Consider the following 26,234-nt stretch of genomic DNA (forward strand, 5'->3'; position numbering starts at 1 on the left):
AGGCGGGTGTCTGTGGCACATCCGCCAGAGCTGCATCGGCGAAAACGTGCCGGCGGCTCCTCTCATACTTCGAGCCACTCCTGCCGGACCGCGGTGTTGGCCTTGAGCTGATCCGGTGTCCCTTCGAACACGACGCGGCCGTGGCCCATGACATAGACGCGTTTCGAAATGCGCATCGCGATCGAGAGCTTCTGCTCGACGAGCAGGATCGCGACGCCCGCCGCTGCGATCCGGGCAATCAGATCGCCGACCTGCTGCACGATCAGCGGCGCCAGACCTTCGGTGGGCTCGTCGATCATGATCAGGTCAGGGTCGCCCATCAGCGTGCGGCAGGTGGTCAGCATCTGCTTCTCGCCGCCCGACAGCACACCCGCAGGCGTATCGGCGCGCGCGGCGAGATTGGGAAACATGTCGAGCATGTCCTGAAGGCGCCACTTCCCCGGCCGCCGCGTGTCCTTGATGCCGAGCACGAGGTTTTGCCGAACGGTGAGGCTCGGGAAGATGTCACGGTGTTCAGGCACATAGCCGAGCCCAAGGCGCGCGATCTTGTAGCTCGGCAAGCCGGCAATGTCCCGGCCCTTGAAGCGGATCGTCCCCTGCGGACTGACCTCGCCCATGATCGCCTTCACGGTGGTCGAGCGGCCGACGCCGTTGCGGCCGAGCAGGCTCACCACTTCGCCGGCGGCGACGTCGAGGTCGACGCCCTGCAGAATATGGCTCTTGCCGTAGTAGGCGTGGAGGTTCCTGACCTCGAGCATCAGTGGGCCTCCTCGCCGAGATAGGCTTCCCTCACCTTCGGGTCGCGACGGATCTCCTCCGGCGTGCCCGACGCGATGATGTGGCCATAGACCAGCACCGAGATGCGATCGGCGAGACCGAATACCACGCTCATGTCGTGCTCGACGATCACCAGCGTCCGCCCCTCGGTGAGCCGCCGGATCAACGAGACCGCGCGCTCGGTCTCCGCGTGACTCATCCCGGCGGTCGGCTCGTCGAGCATGACGACCGTCGCGCCGCTCGCGATGGTGACGCCGATCTCCAGCTCGCGCTGCTCGGCATAGGTCAACAACCCCGCGGGAATGTCACGCCGATGCGTGAGATGGATGTCATCGAGGATCTGGGCGGTCCGCTCGCGCACCTCCGGCAGGCTGTCGACGTTCTTCCAGAACGCGTAGCGATGTCCGGTCGCCCACAGCACGGCGCATCGGACGTTCTCCCACACGGTCATGCGAGCGAACACGTTGGTGACCTGGAACGAGCGCGACAAGCCGCGCCGATTGATCTCGAACGGCCGCAGGCCGGAGATGAGCGTGCCGTTCAGCCTCACCTCGCCGGAGGTCGGCCTGATGTGTCCGCTGATCAGGTTGAACGTCGTGGACTTGCCGGCGCCGTTCGGGCCGATGATGGCGTGGCGCTCGCCCTTGGTGACGCTGAGATTGAGGTCGCGGATGACGCCGACATTGCCGAAGCGCTTTTCGACGGCGCGAACTTCGATCGCTGCGGTCATGCCAGATACCCCCGATCACGCGCCACGGTGGCGGCCCTGTCCCAGGCTCCGGCGATCCGCTGCCACGTCGACCGCGCGACAAAGAAGCCGGCGACCACCAGAATCGCGGCGACGCCCCATGTCGCCGGCGATTGCGGATTGAAGGCCACGCCGAACAGGTTGATGGCGTCACCACCCGAATAGCGCGCGACCGTCTCGATGGTCAGGATGACGCCGTAGGCGAGCGCCGCGGTCGGCACGACCGCAACGAGATAGGACGGGATCACCATTCCGAGCGTTCCGGCACGGACCAGCGGCCGGTGCATCATCAGCAGACCGGCAATGCCACCGGGTGAGAACATGACGATGCCGATGAAGATGATGCCAAAGTAGAGCTGCCATACGCTGGTGAGGCTCGTCAGCCCGAGCTGGAGATAGGTCACCAGGATCGCGCCGAGGATCGGACCGAAGAAGTAGGCCGTCCCGCCGATGAAGGTCGCGAACAGCACCAGGCCCGACTGGATTGCACCGAGATAGGCGGAATTCGCGATCTCGAAGCTGATCGCCGCGAGGCCGCCCGCGACGCCGGCGAAGAATCCGGCAAAACAATAGGCGAGATAGCGGACGACGTGCGGGTCGTAGCCGATGAACTGGACCCGTTCGGGATTGTCGCGCACCGCATTGCTGATCCGCCCCAGGGGCGTCCGGGTCAGCGCATACATCGCGATTGCCGACAGCACCAGCCAGAACGCGATCAGGTAATAGACCTGCAGCTGCGGCCCGAAGGTCCAGCCAAACATGCGCGGCAGAGCGGTGCGGTCCGTGGTGATGCCGGCTTCGCCGCCAAACACCGAGCGCAGGATCAGCGACGACGACGCCACGAGCTCGCCGATGCCGAGCGAGATCATCGCAAACACCGTGCCGGCGCGCTTGGTCATGACCCAGCCGAGGATGATCGCGAAGGCGAGGCCGCCCAGCCCGCCGAACAGCGGAATGAAGGGCAGCGGAATCGGCCAGCCATGCGCCACCACCGCATTCATCATGTGACAGGCCGCGAAGCCGCCCAGGCCGTAGTGAACCGCGTGACCGAACGACAGCAATCCGGTCTGACCGAGGAGGATGTTGTAGGAGAGCACGAAGACGATCGCGATCCCGATGAGGCTGAACGAGGTCAGCGATCCGCCCGAATTGAAGAGCAGCGGCAGCACGATCAGCGCCGCCACGCCGATCACCCAGACGGCATAGAAGCGGAGACGGGATCCGGCGGGCTTTGCCGCGAGACGAGACGCGGAGGTCACTGCTGCGGTCATGATTCGCGAGTCCCCATCAGGCCCACGGGGCGCACGATCAGGACGAGCACCAGCAGCAGGTAGGGAACGATCGGCGCGACCTGCGCGATCGTCACGTTCCAGATGTCGGTGAGCACCGATGGCCCGGCGGATGGATCGAGCGGGCCGAAGGCGCTTGCCAGCGAGCCGTTCAGCGCGACGGCGAAGGTCTGCACCAGGCCGATCACCAGCGAAGCGATGAAGGCGCCCGGCAGCGAGCCCAGGCCGCCGAACACGATCACCACGAACAGGATCGGCCCGAGCGCCGCGGCCATGTCGGATTGCGTCACCAGAGCGGGACCGGCGATGACGCCGGCGAGACCGGCCAGCGCGCTGCCGACCCCGAACACCACCATGAACACGCGTCCGACATTGTGGCCGAGATGGCCCACCATGTGGGGATGGGTCAGCGCCGCCTGAACGATCAGGCCGACCCTGGTGCGCTTGAGCACGATCAGCAGCGCCACGAAGATCGTCACCGACACCGCCAGCATGAACAGCTTGTAGGCCGGATAGTTGGTCGAGAAGATCGTGAACGCGGGAAAGTCCAGCAGCGCCGGGACGCGATAGTCGAGCGGCGTCTTGCCCCAGATCATCGAGACGACTTCCTCGATCGCGAATGCAAGGCCGAAGGTCAGCAGCAGCTCGGCGACGTGGCCATGCTTGTGCGTGTTGCGGAGCCCGTAGCGCTCGACGGCCATGCCGATGGCCCCGACGAGGAGCGGCGCCAGCAGCAGGGCCGGCCAGAAGCCGACCCATTTCGTGAGCTGGAAGCCGAAGAAGGCGCCGAGCATGTAGAAGCTGGCGTGAGCAAAATTGAGCACCCCCATCATGCTGAAGATGACGGTCAGCCCGCTCGACAGCAGGAACAGCAGCATGCCGAACAGCACGCCGTTGAGGGTCGAAATGACGATGAGTTCAAGCACGGCGCACTCGCGAATGTCCCGGGCTTCAATGCCCTGCCGCTCATTTTCTGACGGACCGACGCACGGCCGGCGCCACTTCCCGCACGCTGACCTCGTGCGGGAAGCCGGCGCGGATCGTTACGGGCGCGCCATCTTGCACGTCGTCGACACCATGGCCTGGGGCGTATCGACCCTGGAGACCAGGTGCCATCCCCAGCCGGTGTTCTCCTCGTCGAACGGCTCGTTCGCCGCGAGCTTGCCGAAGGACGAGACGTAGATCGGCTGCAAGAACTGGTGATCATCCTTGCGCATGAAGCCGGTGCCGCCATCCAGCACCTCGAGCTTGAGGTCCTCCAGCGCGGCCGCGACCTTCACCGGATCGATGGAGTTGGCCTTCTCGGCCGCCGCCTTGAACATGCGCATCTCGTTGACCGCCCGCGGATACCACAGCGACATGTTGACCTTGGCGCGGAACGCCTTCTCGTAGTCCATCGCAGCCTGATGGCCCGAATTGGCGAAGCCTTCGGTCAGCTGGAAGACCTGATGATCCAGGTCCGTCTGCTTGATGGCGGTCGGGCCGCCGGCGCCGCCCGCATAGTAGGTGTACCAGTTGACCTTCAGGCCGGCATCCGCGGCGGCCTTGAGCAGCAGCGCGATGTCCTGGCCCCAATTGCCGGTGATGACGCTGTCGGCGCCGGACGCCTTGATCTTCGCAATGTAGGGCGAGAAGTCCGTGATCTTCAGCAGCGGATGCAGCTCGTCGCCGACGATCTGGACGTCGGGTCGCTTCGCCGCCAGCATCTTGCGCGCATCGCTGCGGACCGACTGGCCGAACGAATAGTCCTGATTGATCAGATACACCTTCTTGATGGAAGGGATGTCCTTCATGTAGTTGGTGAGCGCCTCCATCTTGATGTCCGAGCTGGCGTCCCAGCGGAAATGCCAGTAGCTGCATTTCTCGTTGGTCATGCTCGGATCGACGGCGGCATAGTTGAAGTACAGCACTTCCTTGCCGGGGTTGCGCGTGTTGTGCTTGTTGACGAAATCCTCCAGCGCGAGCCCGACGGATGATCCGTTGCCTTGCGTGATGTAGCGGACGCCGGCGTCGATCGCCTTCTGGGCCTGGATCAGGCTCTCTTGAGGATTGGTCTTATTGTCGAACGGCACGATCTCGACCTTGTGGCCGAGAATGCCGCCCTTGGCGTTGAGCTCGTCGGCCAGGTATTGGAACGTCTTCAGGCCACCCTCGCCGATGCTGGCGCCGCCGCCGGACAGCGGATCGATATAGCCGATCTTGACGGTGTCTTCGGCCTGCGCGGCATGACCGAGCATCGGGACGATCAGGGCAATGGCTAAAGTTAACTTGCGCATAGTCTTGTTTCCTCGCTGGCTGTCGACTTCAGTCGATCGATACGCATGATCGCGCAATTTGAAGAAGCACTGAGCAGAATAACGGCCGGATGACAAGCTCGGCATGACGTGAACGCCAGTTGCAGCTCCGGCAATGTGGAGGACAGGCCGCCCGCCGCCGATCGGACGTTTCATTCGGCGGAATGTTGGCGTCCACATCTTGGACGAACCCGCCGGGCACCCGGGGGGTGACAAGCGCTGCCCCGTTCATGTCGCTTGTTCCGCAAGCTGGGACAGCGCGGCGTAGGTTCCACGCTGATAGACAGGAAGAGCACGGCGGCCGGCAGCACCGCGCCCAGTGGCAATCGTGGCCCCTGTTCCCGCCGAGACCGGCACGTGATGCTGCATCAGATAGATCATGATCAGGTCATTGACGGGATCGGCCTGCCACCAGGTGCCGAAGATGCCCGGCCAGGTGATCGTGCCCGGTGCGCCACAGGCATAGGGATTGCCGGCGGCATCCTCGACGATCGCAAGCCCTAGCCCAAATCCGCAGGTCTGCCACAGCGGCATGCCGGCGAAGGGAATCTGGCGCTGCGCGTCAATCAGCCGGTTGGTGCGCATCAGGTTGACGGTTTCGGGCCGCAACAGCCTGACGCCGTCCAGCTCGCCGCGTCCGAGCAGCATGCGCGCGAACCGATGATAATCGGGCGCGGACGAGATCAGCCCGCCGCCGCCCGGCGTATAGGACGGCGGCTCGTCATACATGACCGGCTCGACCTTCGCGAGCCGCCCCGCCGTCTCGTCATGTCCGTACAGGCTCGCCAGACGATCTCGCTTGGCGTGCGGCAACCAGAAATCGCTGTCGACCATGCCGAGCGGCGCGAAGATGCGCTCCTGTAGCACCTGCCGAAGCGGCCTGCCTGCGACCCGGCCGATCAGGAAGCCGAGCACGTCGGTCGAATGACCGTAGTGGAAGCAGTCGCCGGGCTGATACGCCAGCGGCAGCGTGCCGAGCGCCGCGAGCCATTCGTCGGGCGTCGACCGGTTCATCGCGGGATCGCCGAGCGCGCGCTCATAGGCGACCTTCAACGGGCCTTCCGAGAAGAACGCGTAGGCGATGCCCGAGCGGTGCGTGAGCAGATCCTCGATGTTGATCGCGCGCCGGGCGGGCACGGTCTCGTCGAGCGGGCCGGCGGCGTCGCGCAGGACCCGCAGATCGGCGAGCTCCGGAATCCAGCGGGAGATCGGGTCGGCCAAGGCGATCCTGCCTTCCTCGACCAGCATCATCGCCGCCACCGAGGTGATCGGCTTGGTCATCGACGCGATCCGGAACAACGTATCCGGGCGCATCGGGCTCCTGGTTTCGACATCGCGCCAGCCGATCGTCTCGGCATGAACGATCTCGCCGCCGCGCGAGGTGAGAGACACGATGCCTGCGAGCTCGCCGCGATCGACGAATTCGGCGAGTGCCGGGCCGATCGCTGCAAGCGCCGCAGGATCGAAGCCCCGACGGCGGCGGACGGCTTCACTGGTCATGAGCGGCGCTCCGACGGACAGAGTTCAGTTCTCGGCGCCGGCCGGCGCGGATGACGGAGAGACAGCAGGGTATCCTGGCGTGCAAGCGACGCTCGGTCAGGCCATGGCCGACGAGAGGATTAGTCCGCCTTGACGTCGTCGGTCAGAATCGGACCCGATATGATCCAGCGCTGACCGTCGAATTTCATCATCTGGAATTGCTTGCTGATACGGTAGTCATCGGGAGTTGTCGTCACCGACATCCCCGGCAGCCCGAGATCGGGAACGAGGCCCTTGATGCTGGTCGCCTGCTTCATGATGTTGGCGCGCGTCAGCTCGTCGCCGCATTGCCTGAGAATGTGGACGAGCAGGGCCGCCGTCGAGTAGCCATAGGTCGCAAAGCCGCTGTTGGCGTCCTCGCCGGGTGCGTATTTCGCCATGAACGCCTTGTAGCGCTTCATGCCCTCGTCATCGGCCCATTGCGGATCGAGCGGATCCTTGCCGTAGGCGACCGAGATGATGCCCTTGGCATTCTCGAGCCCTGCGGGCACGAGCACCTGACCGACCGCCGTCGCGTTGACCTCCAGGATGTGGACGGGCTTCCAGCCAAGCTCGGCGGCCTTCCTGATCGATTGCGCCGCGAATTTCGGCGTCGACATGTTGTAGAACAGATCGGCACCTGAGGCCTTGAGCGTCACCAGCTGGGAATCGATCGTCGGATCGGACAGCTCGTAGGACATCTCTTTCACGATCATGCCGGCCTTGGCGCCGAGCCCGTCCTTCAGCCCCTTGACGTAGTCTTTGCCGAGGTCGTCGTTCTGATACAGGATGCCGATCTTCGCGTTCGGGTGGTTCTCCAGAATGTATCTGGCGTAGATGTGCGCTTCCGACTGGTAGTTCGGGTTGGCGGAGATCGTCCACGGAAAGTTCTTGGGATCGGTGAAGCGGGACGCTCCGCTTCCCGCCAGAAGCTGCGGAACGCCCTTGCCGTTCAGATATTTCTGGACCGCAGCGTTCGGTGGCGTGCCGATGATCTGGAACGTGGTCAGCACCTCGTCGCTTTCGACCAGCTTGCGCACCTGCTCGACGGTCTTCGGCGGGCTGTAGGCGTCGTCATACTGGATGAGGTTGATCTTGCGCCCGTTGACGCCGCCCTGCTCGTTGATCATGCGGATATAGGCCGCTTCCGCCTTGCCGATGGCTCCGAAAGCGGAAGCCGGCCCGCTGAGCGGGTTCGTCTGGCCGATCTTGATCTCGGTGTCGGTGGCGCCGACGTCGTATTTCTTCTGCGCGAACGCCGGGGCGGAAAGGGCCACGCCGAGCATCAGCAGGGCAGCCCCCGTCGACTCGATCCGTGTCATGTGTCCTCCCGTGAGCGGCTGATCCATGGCCAGCCGATTGTCTTTGATGATGTCCGCGCACGACGAGACTGGCAGCGCGTTGCCCGCCGCCCGATCGTCGACCGTTCTCCATCAGGTCTCCGAGACCTACCGTCCGGCCGGCCGACGGTCAAGTTCATTCATTTAGCGCTAAATGAAAATGTTGGAAGCCCGAAGTCCTGCTTGACCGGGCGCGCCCACCCCCTCATCGTCAAACACCAACGGCGCCGTTCCTGTCTGCGCCGATCAGGGACCACGGAGAGCATGCCAGCACAGCCGAAATCCGAGGGACGCCGCACGCGCGCGGAACAGCGCGCGACGACGGTGAAGCTGATCCTCGACACCAGCGAGGAGCTGTTCGCGCAGCTCGGCTATTTCGGCGTGACGATCAAGGATGTGGCCGACAGGATGGGCATCCATCCTGCGCTGATCCATTACTACTTCGAGGGCAAGAGGGCGTTGTTCGATGCCGTGTTCGAACGCCGCATGGAATATGCTGTCACGGTGCGCACGGCCGGGCTGGATGCCTACGAGGCCAAGGTCGGAGATCGTCCGACCGTTGAAGGCGCGCTGCGTGCCTATTATGACGGCGCGTTCGACGTCTACGTCAACGAAGAGGACAACTGGCGACACTTCGGCCGCATCTTCGCGCAGGTCGCCAACGCGCCGGGCTATGGCGTGGAGATGATGGACACCTATCTCGATCCCATGGTGCTGCGTCTCATCGGGCTGCTGCAGAAGGCGTTGCCCGACGCCACGCCTGAGGACCTGTTCTGGAGCTTCCAGTTCACCTCCGGCGCCTACTCGCTGATCCTGTCACGGACCGGCCGGATCGACCGCCTGTCCGGCGGCCTGTGCAAGTCCGACGATTTCGCCGCGGTCCGCGAGCGGTTCGTGACCTTCATGGCCGGGGGCTTCAACGCGCTCTACAAGCGGCGGAAGCAGAAGTCGAAATGAGCGCCTCTTGGCGTCTCCTGGCCGTACCATGCAAACAAGCCGGAACGAATGATGATAGCTCCCTACGTCCCGCAAATGGCTCTCTATCGGCAATGGCTGAGGGACAATCGCGGCCTCCACTTCGAGAACTTCGAGCAGATGCGGCAATGGTCCATCCGCGACCTCGACGGATTCTGGCGCAGCATCTGGGACTACTATGAACTGCAGTCGCCGACCGCGTTTTCGACCGTCCTGGGCAAGCGCACGATGCCGGGAGCGGTCTGGTTTCCGGGCGCTTCGGTCAACTACGCCCAGCAAGTCTTTCGTCACGTCGGAGCCGCCGATGCGGCGGGCCTGCCTGCGATCATCAGCAGTCACGAGGACGGCAGGCTCACGGAGACGACCTGGCCCGAGCTCCGGCGAAAGGCAGCCGCCCTGGCGCTGCATCTGCGCGAGCAAGGCATAGCGCCCGGCGACCGGGTCGCCGCCTATCTGCCCAATATACCCGAAGCCATCATCGCGTTTCTCGCTTCGGCGAGCATTGGCGCGATCTGGAGCGTCTGCGCGCCCGACATGGCCGCGCCCGCCGTGATCGACCGGTTCAAGCAGATCGAACCCAAGGTGCTGATCGCCTGCGATGCGGTCACCTATGCCGGCCGCCGGCACGATCGCCGCGGTGTCATCGAGGAGCTGCGCCGGTCGTTGCCGACACTCGGCCACGTCATCCTGCACAGTGACGATGCCGGCGCGCCGGTGAGCGGCGGGGTTCGTCTCTCGGACGTTCTGGCAATAACGAGCCCTGGCGTCGATGCCTTCGAACCGGAGTGGCTTCCGTTCGATCATCCGCTCTGGATCGTCTACTCGAGCGGCACCACCGGGCTGCCGAAGCCGATCGTGCATGGTCACGGCGGCATCATCATCGTCACTCTGGCCCTGCTCGGGCTGCACAACGACATCGGCTGCTCCTATCAGCCCAATTCGTTCGGCGAGCGCTATCACTGGTACAGCTCGACCGGCTGGATCATGTGGAACAACCAGGTCGGCGCGCTCCTGAACGGCACCACGTGCTGCGTCTTCGACGGCAGCCCCGCCGGGCCGAAGGATCGTCCGGACTGGACCACGCTGTGGCGATTCGTGGCGAATTCGAAATCCACCTTCTTCGGTGCGGGCGCGGCGTTCTTCGCGAGCTGCGTCAAGGCGGAGATCAACCTGACCGACGCGGGCGATCTGTCCCGTCTGCGTTGCCTCGGGTCCACCGGCTCGCCGCTCAGCGCCGACACGCAGGCCTGGTTCGATCTGCGGTTCGCGGCGCTGTCGCAGGTCAATGGCAGCCGGGCGCAGGCGCAAATGTGGTGGGCCAACATCTCGGGCGGCACCGATTTCGCCGGCGCCTTCATCGGCGGCAACCGCGAATTGCCGCAGGTGCCCGGAACGATGCAGTGCCGCGTGCTCGGAGCAGCGGTCGAGGCCTTCAACGACCAGGGCAAGCCTGTCATCGGCGAGGTCGGAGAGCTCGTCTGCACCGCGCCGATGCCGTCGATGCCGCTGCGGTTCTGGAACGACGCGGGGAATGTCCGCTATCTCGCGAGCTATTTCGACGCCTTCGAGACGCGCGAGGGCGGGCCGGTCTGGCGGCACGGCGACTGGCTCAAGGTCGATCCGGACGGCTCCTGCGTGATCTATGGCCGCAGCGACGCGACCATCAATCGCCACGGGCTGCGCATGGGGACGAGCGAATTGTACTCGGCCATCGAAGCGCTGCCGGAGATCCTGGATTCGCTGGTCGTCGATCTCGAATATCTCGGCCGAGACAGCTACATGCCGCTGTTCGTGGTGCTGCGCGACGGCGTCGCGCTCGATGCGGCGATGAAGCGGAAGATCAACATGGCGGTGGAAGCCAGCCTGTCGCGACGCTTCGTGCCTGACGACATCTTCGCGGTTGCCGAGATTCCGCGCACGCTGTCCGGCAAGAAGCAGGAGCTCCCGATCAAGAAGCTCCTGCTCGGGCAGCCGCTCGACAAGGTCATCAACCGCGATGCGATGGCCAATCCCGATTGCCTCGACTGGTACATCACGTTCGCCCAGAGCCGTTTGCAGAGCGGCTCGGGGGCGACGTAGCAGACGTACCCGAGCGAGCCGCTAGACCACCAGCCGGTCGAAATCGATCGCGACACGGCTTTCAGGAAAGATCTCCCGCGCCTCGGCGAGGATCTCCTCGTCGGGATAGCGGCCGGAGATGTGGTTCAGGACGAGCTGCCTGACGTTGCTGGACGCCGCCAGCCCGGCGGCCTCCGCGGCCGTCAGGTGGCCGTAGTCGCGAGCCATGGCCGAATCGCGCCGGAGGAAGGTCGCCTCGATCACGAGCATGTCCGCGTCGCGGACGTGCTCGTGCAGACCCTCGGTCGTTTCCGCATCGCCGGCGATGACGAGCTTCTTCGCCCCCTGCGGAGGCCCCAGAACATCCTCGGGATCGATGGTTCGGCCGTCCTCCAGCGTGACCGGCCGGCCCTCCGCCAATGCCTTCCGCACGGGCCCATCAGGCACCGCGAGCGCTGCCAGACGATCTGGCTTCAGATGACGGCGCGCTCGACTCACAAATGCGAAGCCGAAGCTGTCGGTGTCGCGGTGCCGGACGGGAAAGCAGTTGATCGTAAACTCGCCGGCGTCGAGAACCTCCCCGCGCCTGAGCGGAACGAGCTCGAGCGAGATCGGCGCGCGGCCCTCGCCCCACAGCCCCGCGAGCATTCGGACCACCACATCGAGCGTCTCGGGGCCGCCGTGGACGCGCATGATGTCAGCGCTCCTGCGCAGCCGCAGGGTGGAAAACAGCCCGGGAATGCCGAGGACATGGTCGAAATGGCCGTGGGTGAGCAGGATCCGATCGAGCCGGCGAAAGCCTGCCCCACTGCGGAGCAGCTGACGCTGGGTCCCCTCGCCGCAATCGACGAGAATGCGATGCCGGCCTGCTCGAACGAGAAGGCCGGGATGATTGCGGTCCGCCGACGGAACGCTCGACGAGGTCCCCAGGAAAGTGAGCTCGAACATCACAGCTGCTTCAGGCCCATGGTCGCAACGTCGTGAGCGGCTTTGACGGCAGGTCCCGGCTGCGTTGCTTCGTCTCGATCACGGTCGGCGATCCCTTCTCATGAGCGTGCTTCCGTCGTCGCCGATTGAAGGCTGAGGGAGACCGACGTCGCAACGTCTTTGTAAGGGACGTTGTTGGCAGCCAGCACTTGGCTGTGCAGACTTCATCGCCGCGCTCTGATAGAGCTTGGCCATGCCAAGCTCCGGCCCGGAACAGGATGGCGCGCCGACGGCCATTCGCAAGATCATCCACATCGACATGGATGCATTCTACGCGTCGGTCGAGCAGCGGGACAATCCCGAGCTGCGCGGCAAGCCCGTGGCCGTCGGGGGATCGCGCGAGCGCGGCGTGGTGGCAGCCGCAAGCTACGAGGCTCGGGCGTTCGGCGTGCGCTCGGCCATGCCGTCGGTGACGGCAAAGCGCCAGTGCCCGCACCTGATCTTCGTCAAGCCGCGCTTCGAGGTCTACAAGGCCATCAGCCAGCAGATCCGCGCCATCTTCGCCGAGCACACGCCGATCATCGAACCTCTGTCGCTGGACGAGGCCTATCTGGACGTCACCGAAAACCTGCAAGGCATCCCGCTGGCACGCGACATCGCCTTGCAGATCCGGGCCAAGATCAAGGCCGAGACCGGGCTCAATGCCTCCGCGGGAGTCTCCTACAACAAGTTCCTCGCCAAGCTGGCCTCGGACCATCGCAAGCCCAATGGGCAATACGTCATTTCGCCGGAGATGGGTCCGGCCTTTGTGGAGGGGCTGCCGGTCGGCAGGTTTCACGGCATCGGCCCGGCGACCGCAGCGAAATTCAACGCGCTCGGAATTCATACCGGGCTCGACATCCGCAACCAGACCCTGCCCTTCCTCCAGCAGCACTTCGGCAAGGCCGGCCACCACTACTATTGGATCTCGCGCGGCATCGACAATCGCCCGGTCCGAGCCAATCGCATCCGCAAATCAGTCGGCGCCGAAAACACCTTCTCGACCGACCTGACCGACTTCGAGCCGATGCTGGCGGAGCTGCAGCCGCTGATCGACAAGGTCTGGCAGCATTGCGAAACCAGCGGCAACAGGGGCCGGACGGTCACGCTGAAGGTCAAGTTCGCGGACTTCGAAATCATCACACGCAGCAGGTCCATCGCCAACCTGGTCGCGAGCCGGGAGGATCTGGCACGCTTGTCCGTCGCGCTCCTTCAGAGCGAGATGCCCCTGGCCAAGCCGGTGCGGCTCCTCGGCGTCTCGCTGTCATCCTTGCAGCAGCAAGACATCGCAATCGCAGTGGAAGCCCAGCTGCCCCTGCTGATCTGAGGCGGGTCGACCCCAATGGCGACCGCGGCGGTCCCCGATCGTTCCAGCACAGGGATGGGTTGACAGCCGAACAATCGAGCGCTTTATTCTGCGGCACGGGGATGTGCGATCTCCCCGCGAGGCGACATGCCCAAGAATCGCGTCCTAGTCACCAAGGGCGCAGCATGTCATCATCATACACCTCGATCTCACCCGAAAAATTGTCTCGACTGATCGGCACGGCGACCTCGCCACGGCTCGTCGACGTGCGTGTCGACGAGGATTTCGCCGCCGACCCACGCCTCATCCCCGGCGCCGTCAGGCGCTCCCATCTCGACGTCCAGCAATGGGCACCGAGCTTCACCGGCCAATCGGTTGTCGTGATCTGCCAGAAAGGCAAGAAGCTGAGCGAAGGCACCGCGGCCTGGCTCCGGTGCAGCAACGTCGCAGCCGAGGTCCTCGAGGGCGGCCACGTCGGCTGGACGGAGTCCCAACTCCCGACCGTGCCGGCCGACAGAATTCCGAGCAGGGACGACCGCGGCCGCACTGTCTGGGTCACGCGATCACGTCCCAAGATCGACCGCATCGCCTGTCCATGGCTGATCCGTCGCTTCGTCGATCCCGCCGCAGTCTTCCTGTTCGTGACGCCGGCCGAAGTCGAAGCGGTCGCCGAGCGTTTCCAAGCCACTCCCTTCGACATCGAGAATGTCTTCTGGAGCCACCGCGGCGAGCTTTGCACCTTCGACGTCATGGTCGAGGAGCTCGGTCTGCGGACACCACCCTTGGAACGACTCGCCACGCTGGTGCGGGCCGCGGATACGGCGCGACTTGATCTCTCGCCCGAGGCTCCTGGCCTCCTTGCCGCTTCACTCGGTCTGTCGCGAATGTACGACGACGATCTGGAGCAGTTGAGCGCGGGGCTGCTGCTCTATGATGCCTTCTACCGCTGGTGCCGGGACGCCACGAAGGAGGCGCACAACTGGCCGTCCAGCAAGGTGAAGTCATGACGGACCTCGTAGCATCGCGGAAGCCGGTTGCGGCCGAGCACGCCCATGGCATCTCCTTCAACGACGCGCTTCTCGTGTGGATCCGGGTGGCCTGTCTGAGTTTCGGCGGCCCCGCCGGCCAGATCGCGGTCATGCATCGCATCCTCGTCGAGGAGAAGAACTGGATCTCGGAGAGCCGCTTCCTGCACGCCCTGAACTACTGCATGCTGCTGCCGGGACCCGAGGCGCAGCAGCTTGCGACCTATATCGGCTGGCTGCTGCACCGGACCACCGGCGGCATCGTTGCGGGCACACTTTTCATTCTGCCCGGCATTTTCGCCATCATGGGCCTCAGCTACATCTATGCGGCCTATGGCAATGTCGGCGTCGTCGAAGCCTTGTTCTTCGGCCTCAAGGCGGCCGTGCTGGCGATCGTGATCCAGGCCGTCGTCCGCGTCGGCAAGCGCGCGCTACGCAATCGGATCATGATCGGACTGGCGGCCGCAGCCTTCGTCGCGATCTTCTTCTTCCGCGCGCCGTTTCCGATCATCATCATTGCTGCCGGAGTCATCGGCTTCGTCGGAGCCCGCCTCGGCCGGCCGGAATTCGCAGCCCTCGAACACGGCGGCAAGAACGCCGGCGCGATCGACAGCATGCTCGGCGAGGCCGTGCCGGATCACGTCCGTCCGAACGCTTCGCGCGCGCTGCGCGTGGCGGCCGTCTGGCTCGCGATCTGGCTCGCCCCCGTCTTCGCACTGCTGATCCTGCTCGGGCCGAACGACGTCTTCGGTCAGATCGCTATCTTCTTCAGCAAGATGGCGATGGTGACGTTCGGCGGCGCCTACGCCGTGCTCGCCTACGTCGCGCAACAGGCCGCGGAGTACTATCACTGGGTTGCTCCGCGCGAGATGCTCGACGGCCTCGGCATGGCTGAGACGACTCCCGGTCCCCTGATCATGGTCGTCCAGTTCGTGGGCTTCATGGCCGCGTTCCGCGGCGCGAGCGGGCTGTCTCCCATGCTCGCCGGCACGCTGGGCGGACTGCTGGCGACGTGGGTGACGTTCGCGCCCTGCTTTCTCTGGATCTTCGTCGGCGCGCCCTACATCGAGGCGTTGCGGGGAAACAAGGCGCTCGGCGGCGCGCTCTCGGCCATCACCGCCGCCGTCGTCGGCGTGATTCTCAATCTCTCGATCTGGTTCGCGCTGCACACCCTCTTCCGCGAGACCTTTCCGATCCAGGGATTCGGACTGTCATTCGACGCGCCCCGGCCGATGAGCATCGACCTGCCGGCCGTTGTCCTGTCGGTTGCGGCCGCCACGGCCATTTTCCGCTTCAACGTGGGAATGCTCGTCGTGCTCGCCGCCTCGTGCATCGCGGGCATCCTGATGCGCTTTGCGGGCGTCATCTGAGAGCACGCTGCGACGGAACACGGGGCAGTGCCAGACCAAAAGGAGCGAACGATGAGAAGCACGATCTGGAGTCTGTTGGGCCTCGGCGCCTGCCTCCTCGCACACGGCGCCGGACCGATTGTCTCGACGGCGCGCGCACAGGACATCGATTGGCAGAAGGTCGACGAGACATTGGGCCGGAAGCCGTCCGTGGCGGGAGACGTCCGCCGGTACGGCTTCCCGCGCACCGATCTCTCGGTGACCCTGGACGGCGTAACCATCAGGCCGGCGCTCGCGCTCGGCGGCTGGGTCGCGTTCAAGCCGGCGCATGGCGCCACCATGATCATGGGCGATCTCGTCCTGCTAGAATCAGAGATCAACCCGGTGATGGCGAAGATGATCGCCGGCGGGCTCGAAATCAGCGCCGTGCACAACCATCTGCTCCGCGCGAGCCCAGCAACGTCCTACATGCATGTCGTCGGTCACGGAGATCCGGTCAAACTCGCGTCCGCCATCCGCGACGCCCTCGCCGACAGCAAGACACCGTTGACGGTTGCGGCGTCGCCGACCACGCCGCCGCCGGCCATCGATCTCGACACGGCACAGCTCGATCAGATCCTGGCGGTCAAAGGACAGGCCAATGGCGGAGTCTATCAGTTCAGCGTGCCGCGACGCGATCCCATCGTCGAGGGCGGACTATCCTTGTCTCCCGTCGCGGCGATGGGCGTCGCGACGGGCATCAACTTCCAGCCTACCGGCGCAGGCAAGGCCGCCGTCACCGGTGACTTCGTGCTGAGCGGGGAGGAGGTGAACCCCGTGATCCGGACGCTCCGTGCCCACGGCATCGAGGTCACGGCGCTGCATAGTCACATGCTGGACGAACACCCCCGCCTCTTCTTCATGCACTTCTGGGCGAACGATGATGCGATCAAGCTCGCCAAGGGTTTGCGGGCGGCGCTCGACAAAACGGCAAGCACCAAGAGCTAAGAGCAAAGAGCCAGGAAAGGCGCGGTCCGAGAGTGTGCGGGCCTTGCTCTGTTGGCAGGTGCGACAACCTTTTGGTCTGGCCCACCTGCAACTTCGCATGCGTGAGACGCCGATCGGTTGCAAGGCAACGCGCTGCCGGAGTCCATGCGAGCTCTCTCGTGGTGCCGAAGATTGGGGACGGGGGGCAGATCCCGTCCCTCGACCCACGCGCGATCCTATGGCAAGTCTGGACGACGCCGATGTGGCGCAGCCGGATGTCGTGATGTCGTCGAAGCAGGACTGGACGCTCGCTTTCCCGCCGTTGCGGCAATTGCCGGAGGAGATCTTCGCGCAGTTGCGCGAGGCCAGCCTCATTGTCGAGCTTCCGGAAGGCAGCCGGATCTTCGGCCCCGGCCAGGCGCCGGACTCCTTCCTGCTGCTGCTGGACGGGACCATCCGCGTGCAGCAGACGTCCGAGTCCGGCCGCGAGATCGTGCTCTACCGCGTCCAGGCAGGCGAGAGCTGCGCGCTGACCACGGCCTGCCTGATGGGTTACGAGGAATACCAGGCCGAGGGCATCGCGGAAACCCGGATCCGTGCCGTGGCGATCCCGCGCGCGCTGTTCGACCGGCTGATCGCCAGCTCGCGCGAATTCCGCCAGTTCGTCTTCACCGCGTTCAGCCGCCGTGTCACCAATCTCTTCCGCATCATCGAGGAAGTCGCGTTCGAGCGGATCGATGTGCGGCTCGCGCAGAAGCTTCTGGATCTCGCCGGGGCGAAGCAGCAGATCGCTGCGACGCATCAGGAGCTCGCCAACGAGCTCGGCAGCGCGCGCGAGGTCATCAGCCGGCAGCTCAATGAATTCGCAAGGCGCGGCTGGTTGCGAATGGCTCGCGGAATCGTCGAGATCACCGACAGACCGGCGCTCGTCCAGCTGGCCCAGCATGGCTAGGAACCGGCGTCTCTTGGTGACTTAGTTACATACCCGCGCAATGTCCCGCTCTATCGTCTGCATCATCGCAAGCCAAAGGGAGCGCGACATGACACAGAACATTGGCAAGATCGACCGGCTGCTCAGGATCATCGTCGGACTCGCCATCCTCAGTCTCACGGTCGTAGGGCCGCACACCTTGTGGGGCCTTCTGGGCCTGATCCCGCTCGGCACCGCACTGACCGGCTGGTGCCCGCCCTACGCGATGCTCGGCATCAATACCTGCGGAACGAAGTCCAATCCGACGTCTTAGACCGTTCTGGACGACAAAACGGGGCGTGGGCGGCGATGCCGCCCCAGAGCCAAATCGTGGAGCAGCAGCCATGTCCTATCCAATCGATCTCGGCGTGCAGCCGAAGGTGGCCGGATTCTTCGATCCTGACACCAGCACGATCAGCTACGTGGTGAAGGACCCGTCATCGCCGTCCTGCGCGATCGTCGATCCCGTCCTCGACATCGACTACGCGGCCGGCCGCATCAGCACCCGTTCCGCCGACATGCTGATCGACTACGTGAAGATCAACGGCCTCAGGCCAGAGTGGCTGATCGAAACGCATGCGCATGCGGATCATCTCTCCGCTGCGCCCTATATCCAGGACAAGCTCGACGGCAAGATCGGCATCGGCGAACATATCCTGACCGTGCAGGAGACCTTCGGCAAGGTCTTCAACGAGGGCACGGAGTTTCGCCGCGACGGCAGCCAGTTCGACCGGCTGTTCAAGGATGGCGACACCTATCAGGTTGGACAGATGACGGCCTTCGTGATGCACACGCCCGGCCATACGCCGGCCTGTGCCACACATGTGATGGGCGATGCCGCTTTCGTCGGCGACACCCTGTTCATGCCCGACGGGGGAACGGCGCGGGCCGACTTTCCAGGCGGCAATGCGCGCACGCTGTTTCGCTCGATCCGGAAGATCCTTGAAACGCTGCCGCGCGAGACCCGGCTGTTCATGTGTCATGACTATGCCCCCAACGACCGCGCGGTGCGCTGGGAAACGACCGTCGGCGAGGAGCGGCTCCACAACATCCACGCGCGAGACGGGATGACCGAGAACGAGTTCGTCGCGCTCCGCGAGGCGCGCGACAAGACGCTCGGCATGCCGCGCCTGATCATTCCATCACTTCAGGTCAACATCCGCGCCGGACATCTGCCTCCCGCGGACGCGACGGGAAAGACATTCCTGAAGGTACCGATCAACGTACTTTGAGAACCACTCGCTTTGCTCACGCGATGCCGGCTTGGCCGCGAGTTCGCGGTGTCACGAAGATGTCAGTTGCCAAGAGCGGCCGGTCTGCGCGACCAGTCCGAGCTGGAGAAGTTGATCCAAGATGAGGCGTGCTGATTTCGAGATGCCAGCGATGACACGCCGCCTGATAGCGGCGCTAGTCGCGCTCGTCTTGAGTCTGGCGCCTCTGCTCGGAACGTTCGAGGTTGCAACGGCAGACGCCGGCGCCGGTGCGCGCCAATGGTCCCGAACGACCACGAGCGCGCCCAAGCCCTGCAGGAAGGCCGTCATCCCGGGCATGATCAACACGTGTCCGTTTGCCGCGGCTGGTCTGACCGCCGTCCCGGCGAGCGACAGTGCGGCGGCGCAGCCGGTTGCCGCCTCCCGGACGCTGTCCTGGCGCCCCTATGACGAGGCGCTGACAACGCAATGCGACGCGTCCTCGCCCTACCGTCCCCCCTGTCGCCACGCCTGATCCTTCCGTCGTCATCGGCTTACGGGCCGCGTAACGTCGCGACTTGAGCGGACGAATATCCACCATCGATCGTGCGTCGTGCAGGTCGGCTTAAGGTGCCCATTGCCAGGCGCGCCTTGCGCCGGGTCGCGCAGCGCAACTGCCACGCAATGCACGATCAGCGCGCGGGAGATCATCATGTCCATCCGTCATCTTGGCCGGCTCGCATGGCTGCTCGGCCTGCTCCATCTTGCGGCGACGACCGCTGTCGCGGGCGAGCTGCGCCCGCAGGCGAACGTCGACACGCGCCTGCTGGTCGGCGACGTCACGCGAGCAGACGGCGGCCCGGCCGCGGCATGGGCCGGACTGGATGTCAGGCTGGATGCAGGCTGGCACACCTATTGGCGCTCACCCGGCGATGCCGGCGCGCCACCCGAATTCGACTGGAGCGGCTCACGCAACGTCGCCGATGTCACCGTCGAATGGCCGGCGCCGAGCCGCTTCAGCGAGCAGGATATCGACACGTTCGGCTACGCTGAGCACGTGCTGTTTCCGTTGCGCGTGCGGCTCGAGGATGGAGCGGCGCCCGCACATCTCACACTGAAAACGGTGCTGTTCGTCTGCTCGGTCATCTGCACCCAGCAGGAGGCCCATCTCGAGGCCGACATCCCCGCCGTCTCGCACCGGCCGAACGATCAGGCGCTGATCGACGAATGGCGGCAGAGCGTCCCCCGCGCGAGCTCGCCGGGGCTCTCCATCACGGCGTTGCGCATCGATCGGCAACCAAAGCCGCATCTGCAGCTCGAGGCGCATGCGACGCCGCCACTGCACGCGCCCGACGTCTTCCTTGATGGGAACGATGCCGTGTCCGGCGGCCGTCCCCAGGTGAGCCCGATGTCGGACGGCGGCGTACGGATCACCGTGCCGGTGCAAGGCTTCGATCAGGCCGGTCCGGGACAACGCCTGCGGGTCACCCTGGTCGATGGCGACCGATCGATCGAGGCCATGCTTCCGGTGGATGCCGATCAAGCTGCTCGCGCTTCTGCGGCCAAAGCAGCCACACCGGCACCGCGTCCTTCGGCGGCATCGATCTGGACCATGCTCGGCGTGGCCCTGCTCGGCGGCTTCATCCTCAACTTCATGCCCTGCGTGTTTCCGGTGTTGTCGCTGAAGCTCGTTTCGCTGGTCGATCACGATCCCGCACACGCGCCCTCGCCGCGCCGGGCATTCCTGGCGACGGCGGCCGGCATCGTCGCCTCGTTCGTGACACTTGCCACCGTCCTCTCCGCACTCAAGGCCGCGGGCGCCGAGGTCGGCTGGGGCTTGCAGTTTCAGCAGCCCGCTTTCCTCATCGCGATGATCATCGTGCTCGCGGCATTCGGTGCCAACCTGCTCGGCCTGTTCGAGATCAGCCTGCCGTGGTGGATCGCCGGCCGCCTTGGCAACGCCGCAAGCCACAGGACGATGGCAGGTCATGCCATCAACGGCTTCGTCATGACGCTGCTGGCCACGCCGTGCTCCGCGCCGTTCGTCGGGACCGCCGTCGCTTTTGCGCTGTCGCAGGCCGCACCGCAAATCCTGCTGGTGTTCACCACGCTCGGGCTCGGCATGGCTGCGCCATATCTGTCTCTGGCCGCGGCGCCAGGCCTTGCCGCACTCTTCCCGCGGCCCGGCCGCTGGATGCTGAAGCTGCGCGTGCTTGCAGCGCTCGCGATGGCGGCGACCGCGCTATGGCTGCTGATCGTGCTCGCCGACATCAGTGGACCCTCGACTGCGGCCGTCCTTGCCGCTGCGCTGCTCGTCCCCGCTCTGATCATGGCGTCGCTCCGTTTCCCGTTGCGGCGAACGATCGCCGGAGCCGGCCTCGCCGGCACGATCGGACTGGCGCTGATCGCCGCCACCTCCGTCAAGCAGCCGGACGGCGCAAGCCGGCCGGCCGGAATCGCCTGGCAGCCGCTGGTGCCCGCCGAGATCACGGCGCAGGTGCGGGCCGGTCACACGGTCTTCGTCGACATCGGCGCCAGCTGGTGCGTCACCTGCAAGGTCAACGAGAAGCTCGTGCTCGACAGCACGGCCGTGCGCAGCCGACTGGCGTCGGGCGTCGTTGCCGTCAAGGCGGACTGGACCTCACCCAGCGACGCGATCGCGACCTATCTCCGATCCTTTGGCCGCTACGGCCTGCCGTTCAACGTCGTGTTCGGCCCCGGAGCTCCTAACGGCATCCTGCTCCCCGAACTGCTGACGCCGCAGACCGTGCTGGACGCCATCGACACCGCCTCGACCATCCCTCATCAGGAGAACGACAAGTCATGACCACGAAGACCTTTGCCGCATCGATCGCCATGCTGCTGCTGTTGACTGCGGCCATCCTGCCGATCCAGTCTCGCGCCGAGGACGACGACACCGACATTCTGAGCGAAGCGCGCATCCTGCACGATCCCGCCATCCCTGCTGTCGGAAACGCCGAGGGCGACATCACGATCGTCGAGTATTTCGACTATCAGTGTCCGTATTGCCGCAAGATCAGCCCGGAGCTCGCCAAGGTGGTTCGCGACGACGGTCACGTCCGTCTCGTCTTCAAGGATTGGCCGATCTTCGGCGGCGCCTCGATCTACGCGGCACGCCTCACCCTGGCGGCGAGATATCAGGACAAGTTCGCCGAGGCCCATGAGGCGCTGATCTCGCTCAATGAGAAGCTGTCCGAGGCCAAGGTCGATGCGGCGCTCAGCGGTGCCGGAATCGACCTCGCCCGCGCCAAGGCCGACCTCGCGGCCAAGCACGCCGACATCGACGCCGTGCTCGCGCGCAATCACGAGCAGGCCACGGGCCTCGGCTTCCGCGGCACGCCGGCCTTCATCATCGGCCATTTCCGCATCCCCGGCGTCCCCAATGCACAGGCTTTCAAGCAGGCCATTGCGGATGCCCGCGCTGCTGCATCCGCCAAGTGAGCAGGCACCTGACGCTCGCCATGGACAGCCGCAGCGCCGCGCCCGCAACGTGCGGCTCAGTAGCTGGCCACAACGGAGAAGGAGATCTCGTTCCGGACGTTTGGGACAGCGGAGCTTCCTGATTCACTTCCGCGATAGGATAGAGTGAGGTCGTGATGCGGTTGGCCGGCACGGTCAGGCCGATCTCGGCATTGGCGAGGTGGCAGCCGGGGTCGTCGGCCGCGGCATGGCCGGCGATGCGCGGCGCACGCCGCGGGCGTATTGCATTGCAGATGTCAACATGTGCGCGGGCACCACGGCGGCCGGCGACTCGGGATTGCATCATCGCTTCGCTCCGCGCATGACGGCCGCGGCAGGCAGTGGCCCCGCCTGATGCGAACCGCCGAGCTGGGCGCGTCTGCCAAGCCGCGGCCGATGATCCCGCCAACATTCCCACGGCACCCAATCGATGCTACCAAGCCCGCACAATCCGCCGTATCCATGCCGAGGACGCATCGATGTTCGACCTCAACCAGCTGCGCTGCTTCGTCACCGTGGCCGAGGAGCTGCATTTCGGCCGCGCCGCGATCCGGCTCAACATGACGCAGCCGCCGCTGTCGCGGCAGATCCAGGTGCTGGAGCACATCATCGATGCGGTGCTGCTGGAGCGCACCAGCCGCTCGGTCAAGCTGACGCCGGCCGGGCGCAGCTTTTTGCCCGAGGCGCGGCGCATCCTGAAAATGGCCGAGAGCGCCGCCCAGGTGGCGCAGCGCATTGCCAGCGGCAAGAGCGGCTCGCTCAAGATCGGCTTCACCGCGGCCGCGGCTTACAGCTTCCTGCCCGATCTGGTCGCCGCCTGCCGCAGCGAGCTTCCAGAAGCCGATCTGTCGCTGAAGGAAATGGTCTCCGGCGACCAGATCGAGGCGCTGGCCTCCGGCCAGATCGACGCCGGCCTGCTGCGGCCGCCGATCGCGCGCCCCGAATTCGCCACCCGCCGCGTCGTCGCCGAGCCGCTCTGCGCCGCGCTGCCGCGCCGCCATCGTCTCGCCTCCGCCGAGGCCGTGTCGATCCGTGATTTCGACGGCCAGAACTTCATCATGTATTCGCAGACCGAGGCGCGCTATTTCCACGATCTCCTGGTGTCGCAGTTCATGCGTGCAGAGGTGCTGCCCCGCTACGTGCAGCATCTGAGCCAGATCCACTCGATCCTGGCGATGGTGCGCGCCGGCCTCGGGCTTGCGATCGTGCCCGAAGCTGCCTCCAGCCTGAAGATCGCCGATGTCCGGCTGCGGCCGCTGAAGCTGCGCAACCCGACGCCGGCCGAGCTGTTCCTGGTCTGGCGGCGCGATCACGACAATCCGCTGCTGCCGGCACTGGTCGAGCTGGCCGGCAATCTCGCCGTGCAGCACGCGGAAGATTGATATCTGATCCGCATCAATCGATACCGTCATTGGCTTGGACCGGCATCGAACTTGGTCCTACGACATCGCCCGGGGGAATGCGCGCCGGCGCCGGCCGCGCCCGTTCCCAAGGACATTCGTGAAGGACCCGCGCGATGAGCAAGATGACCCCGACGGAAATGGCTGCGAAGATCGGCAGCGGCCTGCTCTCCTTCCCCGTGACGCCGTTCAAGGCCGACTATTCGTTCGACGAGGCCACCTATCGCGCCAACATGGACTGGCTGTGCGGCTATGACGTCGCGGGCCTGTTCGCTGCCGGCGGCACCGGCGAGTTCTTCTCGCTGACCGCGGCCGAGGTGCCGGAGGTGGTCAAGGTCGCGGTCGACGAGACCAAGGGCCGCGTGCCCGTGCTCGCTGGCACCGGCTACGGCACCGCGATCGCGCGCGAGATCGCGATTGGCGCCGAGAAGGCCGGCGCCGACGGCCTCCTGCTGCTGCCGCCCTATCTGATGCATGCCGAGCAGGACGGCCTCGCCGCCCATGTCGAGGCGGTCTGCAAATCGGTCAAGATCGGCGTCATCGTCTACAATCGCGACAACGCCATCCTGCAGCCGGACACCCTGGCACGGCTGTGCGAGCGCTGCCCGAACCTGGTCGGCTACAAGGACGGCATCGGCGACATCGAGCTGATGACCCGTGTCTACACCAGGATGGGCGACCGCCTGACCTATATCGGCGGCCTGCCGACCGCCGAGACCTTCGCCCTGCCCTATCTCGACATGGGCGTGACGACCTACTCCTCGGCCGTGTTCAACTTCGTGCCGGAGTTCGCGACGAACTTCTATGCCGCAGTGCGCAAGCGCGACCACGCCACCATCCAGGCCGGATTGAAGGATTTCATTTTGCCGCTGATCGCGATACGCAACCGCAAGAAGGGCTACGCGGTCTCGATCATCAAGGCCGGCATGAAGGTGATCGGCCGCGATTCCGGCCCTGTCCGCCTGCCGCTGACCGATCTGACCGCGGAGGAGATGGCGGAGCTGACGGCGCTGGTGAAGGCGCTGCCGGGCGCCGTCTCGGCACAGCAGGCGGCGGAGTGATCTTGCTGTCATTCCGGGGCAAGGCCGCAAGGCCTTGAACCCGGAATCTCCGAGTTGATGGATAAGAAGAGACGCAAGCCAATCTCTGGATTCCGGGTTCAGCCCTGACGGGCTGCCCCGGAATGACGGAGATAGGAAGAAGACCGGGAGGAGCACATGAGTCACGCAGCCACCAGCACCGGAATCTCCGGCGCGCCGATCGTCACCGGCATGGAGGTCATTCCGGTGGCCGGCCGTGACAGCATGCTGCTCAATCTCAGCGGCGCGCATGGGCCGTTCTTCACCCGCAACCTCGTCATCCTCACCGACAATGCCGGCCACACTGGCGTCGGCGAGGTGCCCGGCGGAGAGAAGATCCGGCAGACGCTGGAGGATGCGAAGAGCCTGATCGTGGGCAGGAGCATCGGCGCCTGTAACACCATCCTCGCCACGATGCGTACCGCCTTCGCCGATCGTGACGCCGGTGGCCGCGGCAAGCAGACCTTCGATCTGCGCGTCATGATCCATGCGGTGACCGCAGTCGAATCCGCGCTGCTCGACCTGCTCGGCCAGCATCTCGGCCTGCCGGTGGCGGCCCTGCTCGGCGAAGGCCAGCAGCGCGCCTCCGTCGAGGCGCTCGGCTATCTGTTCTTCATCGGCGACCGCAAAAAGACCGACCTGCCCTACGCCACCGGCGAGCGCGAGAAGGACGGCTGGTATACGCTGCGACATCAGGAGGCGATGACGCCCGAAGCTGTGGTGCGGCTCGCCGAGGCGACGCACGACGCCTATGGCTTCGCCGACTTCAAGCTGAAGGGCGGCGTGCTCAAGGGCGAAGCCGAGATCGAGGCGGTGACCGCCATCGCAAAACGCTTCCCGCAGGCGCGCGTTACGCTCGACCCCAACGGCGCCTGGTCGCTCGATGAAGCGATCCGGCTGTGCAAGGACATGCACGGCATCCTGGCCTATGCCGAGGACCCCTGCGGCGCCGAGGCCGGCTTCTCCGGCCGCGAGATCATGGCCGAGTTCCGCCGCGCCACGGGCCTGCCGACCGCGACCAACATGATCGCCACCGACTGGCGGCAGCTCAGCCATGCGCTGCGGCTCGGGGCGGTCGACATTCCCTTGGCCGACCCCCATTTCTGGACCATGCAGGGCTCGGTGCGCGTCGCCCAGACCTGCCGCGACAATGGTCTGACCTGGGGTTCGCACTCCAACAACCATTTCGACATTTCGCTGGCGATGTTCACCCACGTGGCCGCCGCTGCGCCGGGCAAGGTCACCGCCATCGACACCCACTGGATCTGGCAGGACGGCCAGGCGCTGACCAAGGCGCCGCTGCAGATCAAGGGCGGCAGGATCGCCGTGCCCGAGCAACCTGGGCTCGGTGTCGAGGTTGACCGCGGCGCCATCGAAAAGGCCCATGCGCTGTACAAGAGCCACGGGCTCGGTGCACGCGACGACGCCGTCGCAATGCAGTATCTGATCCCCGGCTGGACCTTCGACGACAAGCGCCCCTGTCTCGTGCGATGACGGGGGCGAT

The 26,234-nt window shown here is 65.4% G+C and carries 23 protein-coding genes; 15 read left to right on the plus strand and 8 right to left on the minus strand.

Annotated elements, in window-relative coordinates; genetic code table 11:
* Nucleotides 1-62: 62 nt before the first annotated feature.
* The 7 genes from QX048_RS23925 to QX048_RS23955 form a co-directional block, all read right to left on the minus strand.
* Entirely contained in the window at nt 63-758 is a 696-nt protein-coding gene (locus QX048_RS23925) for an ABC transporter ATP-binding protein (protein ID WP_315713534.1), read from the minus strand.
* The gene (locus tag QX048_RS23930; RefSeq protein ID WP_315752344.1) at nt 758-1,507 is read right to left on the minus strand and encodes an ABC transporter ATP-binding protein; all 750 of its coding nucleotides are present in this window, start codon (nt 1,505-1,507) and stop codon (nt 758-760) included. Before QX048_RS23930 ends, QX048_RS23925 begins: the two co-directional genes overlap by 1 nt.
* Nucleotides 1,504-2,796, minus strand: a complete 1,293-nt coding sequence (locus tag QX048_RS23935; protein WP_315825328.1) for a branched-chain amino acid ABC transporter permease — start codon at nt 2,794-2,796, stop codon at nt 1,504-1,506. Before QX048_RS23935 ends, QX048_RS23930 begins: the two co-directional genes overlap by 4 nt.
* Nucleotides 2,793-3,740 carry a branched-chain amino acid ABC transporter permease gene (locus tag QX048_RS23940; protein WP_315752342.1) on the minus strand — a complete coding sequence of 316 codons (948 nt, stop codon included), beginning with the start codon at nt 3,738-3,740 and terminating at the stop codon, nt 2,793-2,795. The genes QX048_RS23935 and QX048_RS23940 overlap by 4 nt, the downstream gene beginning before the upstream one ends.
* A 117-nt stretch (nt 3,741-3,857) precedes the next feature.
* Entirely contained in the window at nt 3,858-5,090 is a 1,233-nt protein-coding gene (locus QX048_RS23945) for a branched-chain amino acid ABC transporter substrate-binding protein (protein WP_315825329.1), read from the minus strand.
* Nucleotides 5,091-5,336: 246 nt separating this feature from the next.
* The gene (locus QX048_RS23950) at nt 5,337-6,608 is read right to left on the minus strand and encodes a serine hydrolase domain-containing protein (RefSeq protein WP_315825330.1); all 1,272 of its coding nucleotides are present in this window, start codon (nt 6,606-6,608) and stop codon (nt 5,337-5,339) included.
* Nucleotides 6,609-6,727: 119 nt separating this feature from the next.
* Nucleotides 6,728-7,948, minus strand: coding sequence for an ABC transporter substrate-binding protein (locus tag QX048_RS23955; RefSeq protein ID WP_315825331.1), 1,221 nt, complete (start codon nt 7,946-7,948; stop codon nt 6,728-6,730).
* Nucleotides 7,949-8,230: 282 nt separating this feature from the next.
* On the opposite strand from QX048_RS23955, the gene QX048_RS23960 reads away from it, so the two are divergent.
* Both QX048_RS23960 and QX048_RS23965 read left to right on the plus strand, forming a co-directional pair.
* A complete protein-coding gene (locus QX048_RS23960; protein WP_315713541.1) occupies nt 8,231-8,923 on the plus strand; it encodes a TetR/AcrR family transcriptional regulator in 693 nt (230 codons plus the stop codon).
* Between the two features lie 51 nt (nt 8,924-8,974).
* Nucleotides 8,975-11,020, plus strand: a complete 2,046-nt coding sequence (locus tag QX048_RS23965; RefSeq protein ID WP_315825471.1) for an acetoacetate--CoA ligase — start codon at nt 8,975-8,977, stop codon at nt 11,018-11,020.
* A 21-nt stretch (nt 11,021-11,041) separates the two neighbouring features.
* Here the strand turns inward: QX048_RS23965 and QX048_RS23970 are convergent, their stop codons facing one another.
* A complete protein-coding gene (locus tag QX048_RS23970; protein ID WP_315825332.1) occupies nt 11,042-11,947 on the minus strand; it encodes a ribonuclease Z in 906 nt (301 codons plus the stop codon).
* 232 nt (nt 11,948-12,179) lie between these two features.
* On the opposite strand from QX048_RS23970, the gene dinB reads away from it, so the two are divergent.
* The 13 genes from dinB (at nt 12,180) to gudD (ending at nt 26,224) form a co-directional block, all read left to right on the plus strand.
* Nucleotides 12,180-13,292: a DNA polymerase IV gene (dinB, locus tag QX048_RS23975; protein ID WP_315713544.1), complete on the plus strand. Its 1,113-nt coding sequence runs from the start codon at nt 12,180-12,182 to the stop codon at nt 13,290-13,292.
* Between the two features lie 164 nt (nt 13,293-13,456).
* On the plus strand, nt 13,457-14,278 hold the full coding sequence (locus QX048_RS23980; protein WP_315825333.1) for a sulfurtransferase/chromate resistance protein: 822 nt from the start codon (nt 13,457-13,459) through the stop codon (nt 14,276-14,278).
* Nucleotides 14,275-15,666 carry a chromate efflux transporter gene (chrA, locus tag QX048_RS23985; protein WP_315825334.1) on the plus strand — a complete coding sequence of 464 codons (1,392 nt, stop codon included), beginning with the start codon at nt 14,275-14,277 and terminating at the stop codon, nt 15,664-15,666. Before QX048_RS23980 ends, chrA begins: the two co-directional genes overlap by 4 nt.
* A gap of 51 nt (nt 15,667-15,717) precedes the next feature.
* Nucleotides 15,718-16,632, plus strand: a complete 915-nt coding sequence (locus tag QX048_RS23990) for a DUF1259 domain-containing protein (protein WP_315752338.1) — start codon at nt 15,718-15,720, stop codon at nt 16,630-16,632.
* A 262-nt stretch (nt 16,633-16,894) separates the two neighbouring features.
* Nucleotides 16,895-17,563: a Crp/Fnr family transcriptional regulator gene (locus QX048_RS23995; RefSeq protein WP_315752481.1), complete on the plus strand. Its 669-nt coding sequence runs from the start codon at nt 16,895-16,897 to the stop codon at nt 17,561-17,563.
* 88 nt (nt 17,564-17,651) lie between these two features.
* Nucleotides 17,652-17,855 carry a DUF2892 domain-containing protein gene (locus tag QX048_RS24000; protein WP_316200731.1) on the plus strand — a complete coding sequence of 68 codons (204 nt, stop codon included), beginning with the start codon at nt 17,652-17,654 and terminating at the stop codon, nt 17,853-17,855.
* Between the two features lie 70 nt (nt 17,856-17,925).
* Complete coding sequence (locus tag QX048_RS24005) at nt 17,926-18,813, plus strand: MBL fold metallo-hydrolase (protein ID WP_316200730.1); 888 nt, start codon at nt 17,926-17,928, stop codon at nt 18,811-18,813.
* Nucleotides 18,814-18,964: 151 nt separating this feature from the next.
* Nucleotides 18,965-19,306, plus strand: a complete 342-nt coding sequence (locus QX048_RS24010; RefSeq protein WP_316200729.1) for a hypothetical protein — start codon at nt 18,965-18,967, stop codon at nt 19,304-19,306.
* Between the two features lie 177 nt (nt 19,307-19,483).
* Nucleotides 19,484-21,598: a protein-disulfide reductase DsbD family protein gene (locus QX048_RS24015; protein WP_315752334.1), complete on the plus strand. Its 2,115-nt coding sequence runs from the start codon at nt 19,484-19,486 to the stop codon at nt 21,596-21,598.
* The gene (locus QX048_RS24020; RefSeq protein ID WP_315752333.1) at nt 21,595-22,233 is read left to right on the plus strand and encodes a DsbA family protein; all 639 of its coding nucleotides are present in this window, start codon (nt 21,595-21,597) and stop codon (nt 22,231-22,233) included. Before QX048_RS24015 ends, QX048_RS24020 begins: the two co-directional genes overlap by 4 nt.
* A gap of 497 nt (nt 22,234-22,730) precedes the next feature.
* Entirely contained in the window at nt 22,731-23,633 is a 903-nt protein-coding gene (locus tag QX048_RS24025; protein ID WP_315713553.1) for a LysR substrate-binding domain-containing protein, read from the plus strand.
* A gap of 134 nt (nt 23,634-23,767) precedes the next feature.
* The gene (kdgD, locus tag QX048_RS24030) at nt 23,768-24,712 is read left to right on the plus strand and encodes a 5-dehydro-4-deoxyglucarate dehydratase (RefSeq protein ID WP_315825338.1); all 945 of its coding nucleotides are present in this window, start codon (nt 23,768-23,770) and stop codon (nt 24,710-24,712) included.
* A gap of 156 nt (nt 24,713-24,868) precedes the next feature.
* A complete protein-coding gene (gene gudD, locus QX048_RS24035) occupies nt 24,869-26,224 on the plus strand; it encodes a glucarate dehydratase (protein WP_315825339.1) in 1,356 nt (451 codons plus the stop codon).
* Nucleotides 26,225-26,234: the final 10 nt, after the last annotated feature.

It is taken from the genome of Bradyrhizobium sp. SZCCHNS30572, from assembly GCF_032484415.1.
Lineage (GTDB): Bacteria > Pseudomonadota > Alphaproteobacteria > Rhizobiales > Xanthobacteraceae > Bradyrhizobium.